Origin of the sequence: Gordonia terrae (assembly GCF_051789125.1) — a bacterium.
In the GTDB taxonomy this organism is placed as follows: Bacteria; Actinomycetota; Actinomycetes; order Mycobacteriales; family Mycobacteriaceae; genus Gordonia; species Gordonia terrae_A.
Window position 1 is genome coordinate 4,430,786 of the sequence record NZ_CP196526.1, and the last position, 13,641, is coordinate 4,444,426.

The 13,641-nt window shown below is 66.7% G+C and carries 16 protein-coding genes; all 16 read right to left on the reverse strand.

Going from position 1 to position 13,641, the window contains the following annotated elements; genetic code table 11:
* Nucleotide 1: 1 nt before the first annotated feature.
* Nucleotides 2-199 carry a DUF7620 family protein gene (locus ACSUZC_RS20055; protein WP_439030207.1) on the reverse strand — a complete coding sequence of 66 codons (198 nt, stop codon included), beginning with the start codon at nt 197-199 and terminating at the stop codon, nt 2-4.
* Nucleotides 199-495, reverse strand: a complete 297-nt coding sequence (locus ACSUZC_RS20060) for a hypothetical protein (RefSeq protein WP_439030208.1) — start codon at nt 493-495, stop codon at nt 199-201. Before ACSUZC_RS20060 ends, ACSUZC_RS20055 begins: the two co-directional genes overlap by 1 nt.
* Nucleotides 492-1,052, reverse strand: a complete 561-nt coding sequence (locus tag ACSUZC_RS20065) for a hypothetical protein (RefSeq protein WP_439030209.1) — start codon at nt 1,050-1,052, stop codon at nt 492-494. The genes ACSUZC_RS20060 and ACSUZC_RS20065 overlap by 4 nt, the downstream gene beginning before the upstream one ends.
* A gap of 29 nt (nt 1,053-1,081) precedes the next feature.
* Nucleotides 1,082-2,191 carry an N-acetylmuramoyl-L-alanine amidase gene (locus ACSUZC_RS20070; RefSeq protein ID WP_439030210.1) on the reverse strand — a complete coding sequence of 370 codons (1,110 nt, stop codon included), beginning with the start codon at nt 2,189-2,191 and terminating at the stop codon, nt 1,082-1,084.
* Between the two features lie 80 nt (nt 2,192-2,271).
* Nucleotides 2,272-3,981, reverse strand: coding sequence for a hypothetical protein (locus ACSUZC_RS20075; protein ID WP_439030211.1), 1,710 nt, complete (start codon nt 3,979-3,981; stop codon nt 2,272-2,274).
* The gene (locus tag ACSUZC_RS20080) at nt 3,981-4,814 is read right to left on the reverse strand and encodes a hypothetical protein (protein ID WP_439030212.1); all 834 of its coding nucleotides are present in this window, start codon (nt 4,812-4,814) and stop codon (nt 3,981-3,983) included. The genes ACSUZC_RS20075 and ACSUZC_RS20080 overlap by 1 nt, the downstream gene beginning before the upstream one ends.
* On the reverse strand, nt 4,814-9,163 hold the full coding sequence (locus ACSUZC_RS20085; RefSeq protein WP_439030213.1) for a transglycosylase family protein: 4,350 nt from the start codon (nt 9,161-9,163) through the stop codon (nt 4,814-4,816). The genes ACSUZC_RS20080 and ACSUZC_RS20085 overlap by 1 nt, the downstream gene beginning before the upstream one ends.
* Entirely contained in the window at nt 9,163-9,591 is a 429-nt protein-coding gene (locus ACSUZC_RS20090; protein WP_439030214.1) for a DUF7426 family protein, read from the reverse strand. The genes ACSUZC_RS20085 and ACSUZC_RS20090 overlap by 1 nt, the downstream gene beginning before the upstream one ends.
* Nucleotides 9,588-10,313, reverse strand: a complete 726-nt coding sequence (locus ACSUZC_RS20095) for a DUF7426 family protein (protein ID WP_439030215.1) — start codon at nt 10,311-10,313, stop codon at nt 9,588-9,590. The genes ACSUZC_RS20090 and ACSUZC_RS20095 overlap by 4 nt, the downstream gene beginning before the upstream one ends.
* Before the next feature lie 3 nt (nt 10,314-10,316).
* Entirely contained in the window at nt 10,317-11,051 is a 735-nt protein-coding gene (locus ACSUZC_RS20100) for a phage tail tube protein (RefSeq protein WP_439030216.1), read from the reverse strand.
* 2 nt (nt 11,052-11,053) lie between these two features.
* Nucleotides 11,054-11,518 (reverse strand): hypothetical protein, encoded by a 465-nt coding sequence (locus tag ACSUZC_RS20105; protein WP_439030217.1) that lies wholly within the window; start codon nt 11,516-11,518, stop codon nt 11,054-11,056.
* Nucleotides 11,515-11,847 (reverse strand): hypothetical protein, encoded by a 333-nt coding sequence (locus ACSUZC_RS20110; RefSeq protein ID WP_439030218.1) that lies wholly within the window; start codon nt 11,845-11,847, stop codon nt 11,515-11,517. Before ACSUZC_RS20110 ends, ACSUZC_RS20105 begins: the two co-directional genes overlap by 4 nt.
* A complete protein-coding gene (locus ACSUZC_RS20115) occupies nt 11,847-12,209 on the reverse strand; it encodes a hypothetical protein (RefSeq protein ID WP_439030219.1) in 363 nt (120 codons plus the stop codon). Before ACSUZC_RS20115 ends, ACSUZC_RS20110 begins: the two co-directional genes overlap by 1 nt.
* Complete coding sequence (locus ACSUZC_RS20120) at nt 12,206-12,754, reverse strand: hypothetical protein (RefSeq protein ID WP_439030220.1); 549 nt, start codon at nt 12,752-12,754, stop codon at nt 12,206-12,208. Before ACSUZC_RS20120 ends, ACSUZC_RS20115 begins: the two co-directional genes overlap by 4 nt.
* A gap of 3 nt (nt 12,755-12,757) precedes the next feature.
* A complete protein-coding gene (locus ACSUZC_RS20125; RefSeq protein ID WP_439030221.1) occupies nt 12,758-13,171 on the reverse strand; it encodes a hypothetical protein in 414 nt (137 codons plus the stop codon).
* Nucleotides 13,164-13,547: a hypothetical protein gene (locus ACSUZC_RS20130; RefSeq protein WP_439030222.1), complete on the reverse strand. Its 384-nt coding sequence runs from the start codon at nt 13,545-13,547 to the stop codon at nt 13,164-13,166. The genes ACSUZC_RS20125 and ACSUZC_RS20130 overlap by 8 nt, the downstream gene beginning before the upstream one ends.
* Nucleotides 13,548-13,641 lie beyond the last annotated feature (94 nt).

Sequence of the window (13,641 nt, forward strand, 5' to 3'; positions counted from 1 at the left end):
CTTAGTTCACCCTTCCGAAGATGAGCTCCGCCCAATGATTTCGATCGAGCTGTTCGGCGATCGCGGCCTGTATCGGACGCGCCTGCGCGGCGAGCCGGTCACTTTTGGTTTGCGCGGCGTCGGCGCGGCGGGCGTTCTCTTTCGACCGCTCATCCACCGTGCGTAGATGCTCGTCCTGAGACTTTCGGCGCCACCACATCAGCTGCGCTCCAGACTGTCCCGAAGGGCCTGGGACTGGCTCGCGATCAGTTGCCCGGCCACGTTCCACTCGGCGATTGTTTGCGCCTGAGTGGCATTCGTATCGAGCAGCTTGGCGATGGTCTCGGAGTCCCGAACGGCGGCATCCTTGTAGATGGAGACCTGGCTGCCCAACACAAGCCATCCGCGCGCGAACGCGATGCCGAGAATCAGGACGACGCCGACGACGACCCCCACCACGCCGATGTCACTCAGCGCGGCGGGGTTCATCCAGGCGCTCGCGTCCGAGATGCTCACTTGCCCCTCTTGGTCATCGCGGACCCGGCCGGCCCCTCGTCACCTTCGACGACAACGCGAATGTTCTGGCCATCCTTGATCGCTCGGACCAGGTCGTCGATCTGCCCCGAGACCTGATTGGCGACCTCAGACGCGATGCCCTCGGTCGAGATGGCCTCCGATTCGAGCACGACCTCACCCTCGACGACGAGCTGACCGTCGAGCGCGGGCGCCTTCGGGGTGAGGTTCGGGCGAGCGAGCAAGCCGAGCAGGACCGCGGCGGCGGCGTAGATCTGGCCCTGTTCATCGGTGGTCAGGTCCGCACCGGCGACGACCACGAGCGGCAGCGCCGCCTGGATGACGGCGAGGATGCCGGGCACGACGTTCTCCCGGACCGCGAGGCACACCCACAGCGCGAGGGCCGCTCCGACGAGCGTCTGGATGAGTGCCTGTGTGGTCGACGAGATCGGCAGCAGGAAACCGGAAATCAGGCCGACGATGGCCACGATGCCCGCGGAGATCATCGCAGGTTCTCGACCGATGATCAGACGGGCGGGGGTGCGGGTGGGTACGGACATGGTGAGACTCCTTCTGGGGGGGGTGAGGGTCAGCGACCCGGGGGGATGTACAGGTAGTCACCGCTGTCGAGCTTCACGGTGCCGTTGCGGTCGCACAGCAGGGCGCCGTGCTCGAAGTCCTGGCGGATGATGCCGTCGCGCTCGTACTCGTCGGAGGTCGCGAACCCGAGTGCGCCGTACTGCCAACCCTCGGCGGCGTAGCGCTCGCCAATCTGGCCGTGCAGTGCGTAGCCGTCGTGGCCGTACCGGCGCTGAATCGCACCGCCCTTGAATCCCTGGATGTCGCCGAGGATCACGGTCTCGCCGCCGGGTCCGGTGACGACCTTGCCGTCGGCGTCCTTCATCGGGATCAGCGCGTGGTACTTCAGCGGGACACCGAGCAGGCCGTTCTCGAAGTCGAAGCGCTCGTACACCTCGAGGATTGCCGTCGGCACGGGGACGGTCGAATTCGTCGCTTCGAGCCAGTAGACGTTCCCGCCCTCGTACCGGCGTACCTTGCCCGAGACGCGGCCGCGCAACGGAAGCTCGCCCGAGGTTGCGGCGCCGAGCCAGGGGGAGAACGAACGCACGTAGTCGATCTCGTTCCTCACAACCTTCGGCGGAGCAACGCCCAACTGGCCCTTGACGATCTGGATGTCCGACCGCAGCTTGTCCATGTTCATAGAACCCGGATCCCACTTGCCCTGTGAGCGACCCGCCCACTCTTTGTGTGCGATCGAGCGATCGCGGCCGAGGCGGGCCTCGTCCTGCACGAGCGCGTTGATCCGCACGCAGGCCCAGTACTGCGGCGAACCCCAGCCCTCGGTCCCGTTGTTGTCCATCTCCATTCCGAGGAGTTGACGGTTCACATCGCGAATCCCGAAGCCGCTACCAGCACCACCGTGGTAGGCGACGCCGTATCCACAGATGACCGCCTTGCCGTTGCGCGGGAGGAAGAGCTGCGAGCACAGACCGAGCTCGTGGTGGTTCGCGATCGACCACGGTGACGAGTTGCCCGACGCCCCAGTGTGATGGTTCATCAGACCCCACAGTGGCGAGATCATGTCGCCGTGACCGCGAGTCTTCGCCCCGTCGAGCAGTGATGCCTTGATGACGGGGTCCTTCATCAGCCGCTCGTAGACGGCGATCGGATCGGCCATTGTTGTGCCTCCTGACACGGTGAAGTCCCCGGGCCCGGACGGGCGCAGGGTGAACAGTTCGGAAGTCCCGAAGAGTTGGACTAGGTCGAGTTGGCGAGGCCGTTGATCGCGGCTGTGCCGCGGGCGATGCCGCCGAACATCCGGTCCCACGGCGTCTTCAGTCGCATGTCGTTGCCGAGGGTGACCTGCTGGATCATGCGCTCGCCGGGCTTGTCGGCGATTGTCACCTTCGAGGCGTACTGCTCGACCGTGTTGCCGCGGTCCCAGAACGTCATCATGTCGCCGGTCCGGAACCGGCGTGCGGTCCCGTTGTCGGCGCCGAAGCTGATGCCCTTGCCGGTCGGTCCGTACGCGATTGTGTTGATGGTCAGCTCATTCGAGCCGCCGTGTTTCTTGAGGTAGTTCTTCGCGACCGAGTAGCCGTCGAGCGACCAGGCCGCGGTGTTGTCGGCGAACCCTTCGGCGAATGCGTCGTCTTCGCCTATGTCGTCTTCGAGTTCGGCGTCCCAGAAGCGTTGATAAGCAAAGAAGATGTCGTCGAATAGATCACCGACGCCGACCGCCAGGCCGCCGACGCCCGCGAGGCCCGGGATGGTGGCGACGACCGCGATGAGTGCGGCGATGGCGAGGTTGGCGCCGATCTCGATCAGCTCGTTGACCATCGACGGGGACTTGCCGCCGACGATCGCGTCGGTGGCGTCGGCGTGCTCCTCGACCATCTCGTAGTCGTCGATCTGCGTACCGTCGGTGCGCCACATGACGTTGCGCCGGTCGCGCTTGAGCTTGGTATCGAAAACGTATCCGGCGCGGTTCATCTCGTCGGACCACAGACCGTTGACGATGGGCTTGAGGAGTTGCGAGAGGTCGAGGAAGTGGTCGTCGCTGTAGTCGATGATCGACTGGAGGTCCGAGAGGGTGTCGGTGTTGAACACGGTCGGGCTCGTGCCGTGGCCGTCCCAGAAGTCGACGGAGACGCCCATCTCGAGGAGGTCGACGGTCTGGGCGAACGCCTCGTCGCCCGGGGAGAACCGGCACTGAATCGCGACGATCTCGTCGAACAATCCGGCGATGCGGTCGGAGATCGGCCCCAGGAGGTCGACGTCGCCGAGGTGCTCCCCCATCGCGCCGCCCGTGTTGCCGACGTCGCCACCATTCGCCGACCCGCCGAGCAGGATGTCGAACAGCGCATCGAGGTCGAAGATGTTCGCGAGGTTCGACTGCGACCAGGCCGCCGGCCACCGGATCGGCAGTTTGCAGTAGACCGGTCGGCCGAGACGGGCGAAGTTCTTCGCCATGAAGTACTTCATCACCGCGTCCGACGGGCCGAATGCGATGTCCTGCTTACCGGTTAGACCGACCTGGATCTCGGGCGGAAACAGCGGGTTCACCCAGAACAACACTCGGGTGAGCCAGTACTTGTAGTCCACGCACTCGTATTTGAAGACCTCGCGGCCCGGCCGACCGCTGACGTAGCGCTTCTTCAGGCGGTAGGTGGTCGTGATGCCGTTGTAGGTGGCCCGCACGTGGTACGCCCGGCGCTGAATCCCGGTCTCGGAGATCAGGTCGTTCAGCGGGTTGTCGGGCTTCAGGGTGAAGACGAGACCGCCCGCCTCGAGGCCCCACGTGTAGTCGATCGCCGCCTCTTGGTATGTGCCGACCGGCCGCCAGTTCACGACTGACCCGTTGCCTGAGCCGAACCGCTTGCCGATCTCGATCGGGAACTGCTCGACCGTGCCCTGGTACGGGTCCGCGTATCCCGGGGCGTATCCGGGATCGAACAACGGCGGCATCAGAGGGCCGACCAGAACAGTTGCGGAATGACGACCCGGATGGACGTCGCCGACGATGTCGCGGTCCCGGTGAACGTCACAGGGATGCCCTCGGTCTCCTCAGGTGCCCGCTTGTGCCAGCGAGTGCCGAGCCAGGAGTGATCGACGCCGTCGCTGTCGACGACCTCCCACCGGTCCGGGTCGGTCTGCACCGTCAGCGTCTTCCCGGCGGGGATGGTGAGCTGCGAACCGTCGGCCCGCTTGATCGTGATCTCTTCGCCGCCGAGCCCGATCTTCGGCGCGGTGATCGGGCCCGTGATCTGGTACCAGGCCCAGGAGGGATCGTCGCCGAAGTTGTCGACCTTGATCGTCTCGCCGTAGGCAAACGTCTTGTCGAACGGATCTGTGCGCCAGTACGACTCATCCGATCGCCACTGCACGCGCTCGTTGGTCAGACCCGCGTTGTAGATGTTGCCAAGGTCGTACGCCTCGAGCGAGGACAGCATCGTGCGCACCATCTGAAATCGGCCCGTCGCGAGGCTCTCGATCTTGCCGACCTTGCGCCCACGCCCGAGCGACCGGCGCCACTGCTTGAACGCCTCGACGGCGGCTTCGCGAATGAGCGTTTCGCCGTTCATTTCCGGGCCGAATCGCAAATCAGCAGTGACCACGCTCGGTAGGTCGGTGAAGTCGATGTTCGTCACGCCCGCCTGCCCGGCGCCCGTGATGTCGACAGGCTCGTTCGGCGCACCACCGATACCGTCGATCTTGACCAGACGCAGCGGGCAGGATGGTTCGCCGAATAGGTACACGTACCCGTCGACGCCGGTGTACCGGAACCGTGGAAGCGTCACTACATGCCCCTTCTGGTGAGCGCGAGGCCCGATGGCCCGGTGGCGTTTTCGACGGTGACGCGAATGTTCTTCCCGTCCTTCACTGCCCAGATGAGCTCGGTCAGTTGCTGCGAGATCTGGTCGGTGACCTTGCCGACGTACTCGGCGACGAGCGGCGGATCGTTCGACTTCATGTCGAAGGTTGGCGTGAGACTGCCGAGGTCGACCTGCCCGGTTGCGAGCATCTGCACGTAGGGCGCGAGCGTGTTGGCCGCCATCAACGCCCCGCCGGCGCCGATGGTCATCAGGTCGTAGAGGTTCTTTGGGGCCGTCGCGTCCCGGGTGTCGGTGATGTAGCCGCCGAATCCGCCGCCGGCGTAGCCCTTCACGCCGAGAATGCGGCCGGTCTCTTCCCAGATCCCCAGTGCCCGCGCGCGACGATCCGGCGCGTGCGGGATGTACGACTCACCGCCCGACTCAGGCTCGCCCCACAGGCGGTAGTCACCGGGACGGACAATCTCGGGTTGGTGTCCGTTGCGGACGTCGCCCATCGCGTACTGCTTCACCGGGTTTGGCATCCGCTTGGCCTCTTCGAGCGCGGCTTTCGCGTCGGTGACCTTGTCGCGGGCCTCGTCGACGGACTTCTGCGTCGACATCTTCGACGACTCCGGCGCGTCGGGCTTCTGCTCCTTCTGCCGCTGGATCGCAATCGCGAGATCGGTCTCGGCGTCTTTGAGATCGCGCGTCGCCTCGGCGAGCGTCTTGCGGCTGGTGGCCTGCTTCTGCTCCTTCGGCGCCCAATCGCCGCGCTGGTTGAGGTAGTCCTCCCACGCCTGCTGGGCCTCGTACTCGTCGATGATCCGCTGCTGGTATTCCTTCTCCCCCTTCCACCAAAACGGTTGCAGCGGATTGTCGAAGGTCAGCTCGACGGTGTTCGGATCCTTGGGTGGCTCCTTCGGCTTCGGCGGTGTCGACCCCGGGCTACCGTCCACGCCCCCGCCAGGCACGACGTCGTAGCCGCCGCCGGTGGTGCTGAGACCGGCGCGGAGCGCGTCCTCGTTCTCACGGCCCGGGAGTCCCGCGCCCCACGGTTGGCCGCCCGACTTCTCGAAGATCCGGGCCGCCACGATCGCCTGCTGCTGAGGCGTTGCCTGGCCGGCCGTCGGAGCGAACTCGTTACCGCCGTTGCCCGCCCACGTGCCCTTCGCGATCTGAAACAGACCCGACGCCTCGTTGCCGCCCGAGTTGGCGTCCTGGACCTCCTGTACCCGGTCCGGGACACCACCCGACTCGCGCGCGATCAGCGCCGCCCACGCGGGATCTGGAGACGTCCAGGTGCCGTCCGGATTCTGGACGAGCGGGATCGTCGTCACCCCCGCGGGCATCCCGTACGCAGACTGCCCCGGGAGCGGCAGCGCGAACGACTGCCGCGTGTGCACGTGGTCCATGTGGTCGGCCCAGTCAGACGCGTAGTACCCGGGCTGGTTCGTGCCCGGCCCGACGAACTGGCCGTCGGCGATGCCGATCTGCTGCCCCGTCTGCGGGTTCTGCCAGATCACCTGCTCGAGCTGCGAGGCGATCGTCGCGAAGTACTCGGCGAGACGCTGCATGTTCTCGACCGGTCCCGACCAGTCGATGCCCTTGTTGAATCCGTCCTTCTCCTGGTGCCCGGCGTACGTCGACGCGGTGACGCCGAACGCCTTCTCGATCTCGTCGACCCACGGCTCGTTGACCGGGCCGCTCGATCCCACGGGGAGGCCGTACGGAACGCGGCCCCCGGAGATCCCGCCGTCGGCGTACGACCGATAGAGCGAGTAGCCGAACCGGTCCGCCACCTCGGAGAGGATGCTCATCGCACGGCCACGCTTGTTCGGTGCACCCGGGATGAACGCCTCCCATGGGCCCGCGTCCGACTCCGCCCACTGCACCAGCCCGCGCTTACCGTTCCGCGCTGGCTGGATGACCGCCTGATTCGGAAGTGGGCCGTCGACACCGCCGTCCGCGTACTCGCGGATCGAACCGTCGGCGTTTGGCGTCTTGGGCGGGGTCGCGGGCGCCTTCCATGGGCCGACTGGGAGCTGGTCGGGCGGCTTCGGCTGGTAGTTCGGATCGAGCATCGGCTTGACGATCGCGTCGACGATGAGCTTGCGGTTCGCGTTGTTGCGCAGATACTCATCGAGCGTCGTCTGTGCGGCCGCGGTGTTCGCCTCCACTCGCACAGTCCCGTCGGGGAGTGTGGTGACCGTGTAGCCGAGTTGACGCAGCTTCTCGGCGGTCTCGGGTGAGTTGTCACTGATGATGATCGACTTCCCGTCGGGTAGCCGCGTGACCGCGCCATTGAGGAAATCGATCTCGGTCGACCCCTCGCGCGCATTGTCCGCGAGATTGTTGAACCGATCCCGTGCGTTTGCGAGCCCAGGCACGAGCTGATTCGAGATCGCGTCGGCAAGCTCGAGCGACTTCTCGCTGGTCTTCGAGACCTCCATACCGAATCCATCGGCGACGTCGCCAGCGCTCTTGAGTGCTTCGCCCACACCCTGCATGCCGGGGATGTTCTCGATCAGTCCACCGATGGCGCCAACGCCCTTTCCCAGCGCTGAGATGATGACGCCGATGAACGACTGGATCGCGCCGGTGGTGTAGGCGAAGACCTTCAGTCCACCCGCGAGTGCGTTGCCGACCCCGATGGTGAATGTGATGGCCGCCGAGACGACATCAGCGAAGAACGCGATGATCTCGTCCTTGTTCGCAGCAATCCCGCCGGCCATCTGTGCGAGTCCAGGTCCGAAGGCCTCGGCGAGTGCGGCCTTGATGCTCTCCACCGATTCCTCGGTGGTGCGCCGCATCGACTCCAAGGATGTCGCGGTATTGGCGCCCAGCTCACTGGTCGCTTTCTCGGCGGCGCCGGCCGACGCTCCGAACTCGTCGAGCGCCTTTGACGGGTCCCACTGGCTGTAGGCGCCGATGAAGTCGCCCGCGGTGTCACCGAGGAGCGCCATCGCGACCTGGTTGCGTTTGATCGGGTCCTCGATGCCGCGGATCTTGTCGAAGATCTGGTCAAAGGCCGCGTTCGCTTCTGGCCCTCCACCTTTCAGTGTGTCGTACATCTGCTCACCGTTGAGCCCGATGTCGCTGAGGGTGGCCTTGATCGTGTCGCCCTCTTCGTACATCCGCCGGCCAAACTCGCGAATCGCGTCCGAGGCGCGGTCGGTGTTGTCGACACCGAGGTCCATCGACTGCTTGATCAGCGCCATCGTCATATCGGCGGTGAGCCCGGTGTTCTTCCAGCCAGCCGAGTACTCCGAGATCGAGTCGATCAAGTCACCCTGCGCGTTGAGGCCCTGCTGCCGGGCGGCGACGATCAGGTCGTACGCCTCATCGATGTTGGCCACCATCCCCGACCGCACGAGACCAGACACGGCGCGCAGCGAGTCTGGCGTCTCGGTGCCGAGCATCTGGTTCAGGGTGGCCGTCTTCCCAATGAGGGCTTCCATCTCGGCCTGTGACGCCCCGGTGTCGAGGAGCTGGAAGTCTCCGAGTGAGGTCAGCGTCGCCATGTTGTCGGCCACCGAGTTGCCGAACACGTCCATGTAGGCTTCCGACGCGGCGCTCGCCATCTTCCGCGCCGCCTCCTCGTCGATCCCGAGGTTGGCCTGCATCTGGTCTCGAAGCGATTCGCGCTCAGCGCCTTCGGCGATCGCGTTCGCGAGGATCGCGCCGGCGCCTATGCCGATCGCAGCCACACCAGCGATCGCCGCACCGATTGGACCCGCCTTGCTGCCGAGCCCTGCGATGCGCGCGGCGAAACCGCCCATGAACCCGGCGCCCATGCCGTCGCCGCCCTCTTCACCAGCGCCCTCGGCGCCGCTGATCTCCGGTGGGCTGATCGGCTGCGAGATCTCCTCTCCTGCCGATCGGACTTCGCGGGCCGCGCGCCGGGCCGCCTGGGCTGCGCGATCCTGGGCGATCCGCAGCTGGTCCATCTGGCGTTCGGCGCGCTGCGACGCACGCTCGCTCTCGCGCTGGGCCTGCACGTACCGCTGCTCGGCACGCAACGCCTCGGCCGAGGAGTCGCCATATCGGTTGCGCGCCTGAGTGAGACGCTCGAGCGCCATCTCTTCGCGCTGCGAAGAGTCCCGCACCTCCTGCGAGTACTTTCGCGCCTGATCCTGCGTGCGCTGCAACTCCTTCGCGACACGCTCGTACGCGGACGTCGTCTTGAGCGCCGCCTGACGTGCCGCCTCGGCGGACTCGTCGGCCTGCTCCCCCATTGACTCGAGGCCGTCGCGGGTGCGGCGCAGCGTCGTGTCGAGGCTGTCCCCTCCCCGGATCGACAGATCGACGTAGAGGTCGGCGATGCGCTCGCTCATCAGCCGGCCAGGGCCTTACGTGCGGCGTTGGTGTTGCGTTCGCGCTCAACCTTGTCGGCGAGGTGCTCGATCATCTTCACCATGTCGAGGCGCTCGCCGATGCCAGTGAAGATCCAGTAGGCCCGGCCGAGCTCCGGTCCCTGAGGGCCCGAACAGAAGTGGATCAACGCGGTACGGCCAGCATGACTGACGTACGGAGCGGGCACCGCGTTGGCGAGCATCTCGAAGAATGCGGCGCCGAGGATCGTCACACACTCGCGCCATTCCTCATTCGGGCCGAACTCGGACACTTCGTTGCCCCACAGCTTTGGGCGGATGCGCTCGACGTCGAGGATTGAGGGCGCTGCGATCTGGTAGATATGCCCATTGATCGGCAGGTAGAGATCGGGATCGTAGTGCTTGGACAGATCCGTGAGACGCGTCGTCATTGCGCCACCGCCTTCCGTATCGAGATGAGTCGGGCCGTGAGGGTGTCCGGGTCGCCGAGGATTCGGGAGAGGCGCACCTCGAACCAGCGCCAGGAGCGCTCGCGGAGTAGCGCGGGCGACAGGTCGATGCGCAGGAGGGACGCGAAGTCGACCTCAATCGCGTCCCACTGTTCGAAGATGTCGGTCCAGGTCGCCCGCTCGGCCTCGTTGGCCTGAGACCCGCTGTGCTGCTGATTGACTGGGGCGAACTTCATCGGGTACGCCCACACGCGGATGCCGCGCACCGGGTCGTAGGGTCCGCCGCCGGGGTCGTAGTCGTTGATCGTCCCGGGCGGGTCCTTGGCGTCGTCCGGGGCCACGCCGAGGATTGACACCTTCGGCCGTTCCGGCACGGGCGCTGCCTCCGCCCTGGGTGCTTGAAATGTCCACACATTCAGTGCTGCGTCGGCGGAATCGAGGTAGCGCACGAGCACTGCGCGCCCGGCGTGCTGGGCGACGAGGTCGGGAATGCCGTGTTCGGCCATCTCCCGCCAGGCACTCCCGAGAACGGAGATGATCGCCTGGCGCTCTTCGTATTCGGTCAGCGCATCGAGGCCGTCGACAGCCTGGCGATGAATTGCGAGCATCGTCAGCGCCGACGGTGGCTCGACTCGGAACTCGCGATCGTCCTCACCGAGGACGACGGCTGTGCTCGAGTCGAGCCACTCGTCGAACTGGGTCATCGACTACGGCGTGCCGTCGCCGACGGTCACCGCGCAGGTGTCAGTGAGCCCGCCGAGGGTTGCCGTCACGGTCTCGACATCCTCCGACACGCCGGTCACGAGGCCCGTCGGGCTGACGGTCACCGCCGAACCGCTGGACTCAAATGTCGCCTCGCGGGTGCGGTTGTCGCCGTTGTTGTCCTTGACGATCAGCTGCACCACACCGCCGACATCGACGGTGGCCTCGACCGGCGACAGCTTGATGCTGGTCGCGGCCGGGACGGTGGTCGGCTTCGGGGGCGTGGTGTACGCCTGGTAGCCGGTGAGGGTGGCCGTCGCACCTGTGAGCGAGGACTTGTCACCGGCCGCGTTGGCGAAGGTGACACCCGCTCGGCCCTGGTAGCTGTCGGGCAGTTCGTCGGTGCGCCAGAAGCGGACGTGCAGGAACTCCTCGGCGCCGAGCTTGCCCTGCTTGCTGCGCAGGAGTTCGACGCCGGGGTCAGGTTCGCCGTCGGCGAGCTTGCGCTGCAACGTCAGTTCGAGCGACCAGTTCACTTCGGTCGCCACCTGCGCGCCGAAGCCACCGCCATGCATGTCGCCGGCATCCTGGCGCCCCTTGTCGCCCATGTTCGGGGAGACGGCGGTGAGGCCCTGGACGAAGATCCAGGGATCGGAGACGGATTCGCGGACCTGAACCGCCCAATTGCGGGCGAGGGTGGCGTCGAGCGCCGAGGTGTCCGGATGATCGAGAACAGCCATTGCTAGCTTCCTTTCGGGTTGAGGGTTATCCGGTAGTCATCGGCGCGCTGGGTACGGCCGTTGGCGTCCGTGAAGGACACCGCCCGCAAGACTCGGCGGACGTCTAGGACCCGGACACCGCCGGGCCACGTTTCGCGAAGGCGCGTCACGTGATCGGGCACGTGGAGATTGACGAACGCGTCGTCGGCCAATCCATCGGCACCCTTCGCGGCACCACGCGCGGCACGGAATCGCAGTCGCACGTCAATGTCAGGGTTGAAGGGATCGCGCTCGCGGTCGTCGCGAGTGACGACCGCCGAGACGCAGGTATCTGGATCGGGCGGCAGCAGACCGGCGATGTACGCGGGACGATCGGGATCGTCAGCACCGAACGACGCGTTCGGATCGGCAAGGTAGCGAACGAGACCCAGATCGGCCATGCGCTGACCAAGGGACTCGATCAGCTCGTCGCTCGTGGTGAACGTCATCGACCGCCACCCAACCGCTGGCGGATCTCGTCGGCGACGATCTGCTCGACCTGGGCGCGCGATGCGTCGATCGCGTTCTTCAGGAACAACCGCTCGCCACCGCGCGGATGCTCGTAGTCGACGAAGTGCTGCCGCTTCGCGTGCGGCGCATCGAATCCCACGCGCACGCCGTTGGCGCCCTCCTCGACGACGCGGCCGGACTCGACCAGCTCGCCCGACAGGATGGGCGCGCGGCTCTTGGCCTCATCGAGGACGAACTCGCCGGCGCGACGGGCGCCCGTCTGGGCAGCGGCGGCGATGTCGACGTTGAGGGACCAGTTCGCTGGCACTATGCACCTCCGGTGATTTGGATCTGGTAGTACGACGGGATTCGCGGCTGGTCGGGCACTGCGTGGAGCCCCGCGGCCGCGACGAGGCCCGTGCGGGGTGAGCCGTCGAGGTTCGCGGCCAGTGCCGCAGGCAGAGTCACGCGCGACCCGACGGGGATTGCGGCGGTGGTCGACGAACACGACGCCGTCGCAACGGTTGTGACCTCTTCGCCGTTGCTGGTGGTGATCGTCTGCGCCACCATGCGGATCCGCGCCTTGACCGTCTCGGGCGCGGCGAGCACCGCTTCGCCCCGGCCGTTCGTGCCGGTCTTGCGCTCGACGACGAGCGACCACGTGTAGAACCGCGCGAGCGGATCTCTCATCGCTGAAACCGGTTCAGCACGTGGCCGTATGCGCGCGCGAGGTCTCGGCGGACGCCGATGAGATCGCTCGGGGCTCCGTAGCCGATCGTGGCGCCGTCGAGCGAGGCCGAGGTGACCGGTAGATCGTCGGCGTTGGCGGCGGCGTTCACGCGGTCGCGCACCATATCGAGGGCGACGTCGACCACGCCCCGCGGTGTCGCAGCGAGGCCGTGCGAGAACGTCACCGTCACCGACCGATAGCCACGCGGCCACCCGTGCTCGCGGTACAGAAGGCCGTCGTCCGACCACGTGTAGCCCTCGATCACGTAGCCATCGGCATCGACGACGCTCGCCACCTCGGTCACGTGCAGGGTCGGCAACGTCAGCACCCGATCCCCAAGATGATCGAGGGTGACGACCGCGCTCTCGATGACCGGCGCGATGTGCCATCCGCAGTAGCGCCGGATGTCATCACAGACGGCCTCGAGGGTGCCCCCGTGGCTCGACAAGTCACTGGGCAGCGCGTCCGGCTGAACGAGCGGCCCAGCGCCAGAGAAGTCGATCACGGCTCAGGCCCGCGCAACCGGCGATGACGAGGCTTCGGCGAGCACGGCGACCGCACCGAACACGCCACCGGCCGTGGCGCCCGTCGTGGTCGCGACCACTCGGACGTACTGCGCCGTGCCGACGACGTACCCGAACTCGAATACCCCGTCATCGCTGGCCGCGACCAGTGTGGGCAGCGAGCCCAGGCGCTTCGATGCGGGCACGGCACGCCAGGCCGTTCCGTCGTCGGACTCCTGCATCGTGATCGCGTGCGATCCATCGGTGATGGCGGCCGCGGTCACGACGAAGAGCACTGCCCGGAAGTCGTTCCCGTACAGCCCGAGATCGACCGTCGCGCCGTTCGCCGTTCCGTTCGCGCGCTCGGCGATCGGCAGTGCCAACCGGGTGAGGCACCGGTTATACAGCGACTCACGCACCGGACTTGCCCCCACCTCGGGGCGCCCGCGCGGACTTTGTCGGCGTGCCCTTGGCGTCGGCGGCGGGCGTCTTCGCCGCGCTCGCCGCGGCCTCGTCCGCTGCCTTGCCAGCCTCGGCGGCCGTGGGGTCGGCCGGGGCGGTCCCGGCGTCGGTGGCTGGCGTCTGGGCGGCCGTGCCTGCGGTAGGCGGGGTCGAGGTCTGGATCGTCTTCGGGACGTCCGTGGTCGCGGTCTCCGCGCCGGGTGCGCCCGGGATGTCCACTCGGGCGAAGTGCGCCGGGTGGGTTGCGAGGATCGGGGCGTCGTCATCGACGAGCTGGCCGCCGGCGTACAGGTCATCGCCGTACGCGAACGGGTTGATGCAGCGGAACGGCATCGGGGGCCTCCTTGGGGAGAAGTGGATCGGGGTACGGAAACGCCGAAGGGGCACAGGCGAAACCTGTGCCCCTTCGGCGAACCGAGGTGGTGCG

What these genes read in the sequence shown, in the direction of transcription:
- ACSUZC_RS20055 (WP_439030207.1), bottom strand. Translation starts at nt 199, where the DNA reads ATGTGGTGGCGCCGAAAGTCTCAGGACGAGCATCTACGCACGGTGGAT.
- ACSUZC_RS20065 (WP_439030209.1), bottom strand. Translation starts at nt 1,052, where the DNA reads ATGTCCGTACCCACCCGCACCCCCGCCCGTCTGATCATCGGTCGAGAA.
- ACSUZC_RS20070 (WP_439030210.1), bottom strand. Translation starts at nt 2,191, where the DNA reads ATGGCCGATCCGATCGCCGTCTACGAGCGGCTGATGAAGGACCCCGTC.
- ACSUZC_RS20075 (WP_439030211.1), bottom strand. Translation starts at nt 3,981, where the DNA reads ATGCCGCCGTTGTTCGATCCCGGATACGCCCCGGGATACGCGGACCCG.
- ACSUZC_RS20085 (WP_439030213.1), bottom strand. Translation starts at nt 9,163, where the DNA reads ATGAGCGAGCGCATCGCCGACCTCTACGTCGATCTGTCGATCCGGGGA.
- ACSUZC_RS20090 (WP_439030214.1), bottom strand. Translation starts at nt 9,591, where the DNA reads ATGACGACGCGTCTCACGGATCTGTCCAAGCACTACGATCCCGATCTC.
- ACSUZC_RS20095 (WP_439030215.1), bottom strand. Translation starts at nt 10,313, where the DNA reads ATGACCCAGTTCGACGAGTGGCTCGACTCGAGCACAGCCGTCGTCCTC.
- ACSUZC_RS20100 (WP_439030216.1), bottom strand. Translation starts at nt 11,051, where the DNA reads ATGGCTGTTCTCGATCATCCGGACACCTCGGCGCTCGACGCCACCCTC.
- ACSUZC_RS20105 (WP_439030217.1), bottom strand. Translation starts at nt 11,518, where the DNA reads ATGACGTTCACCACGAGCGACGAGCTGATCGAGTCCCTTGGTCAGCGC.
- ACSUZC_RS20115 (WP_439030219.1), bottom strand. Translation starts at nt 12,209, where the DNA reads ATGAGAGATCCGCTCGCGCGGTTCTACACGTGGTCGCTCGTCGTCGAG.
- ACSUZC_RS20130 (WP_439030222.1), bottom strand. Translation starts at nt 13,547, where the DNA reads ATGCCGTTCCGCTGCATCAACCCGTTCGCGTACGGCGATGACCTGTAC.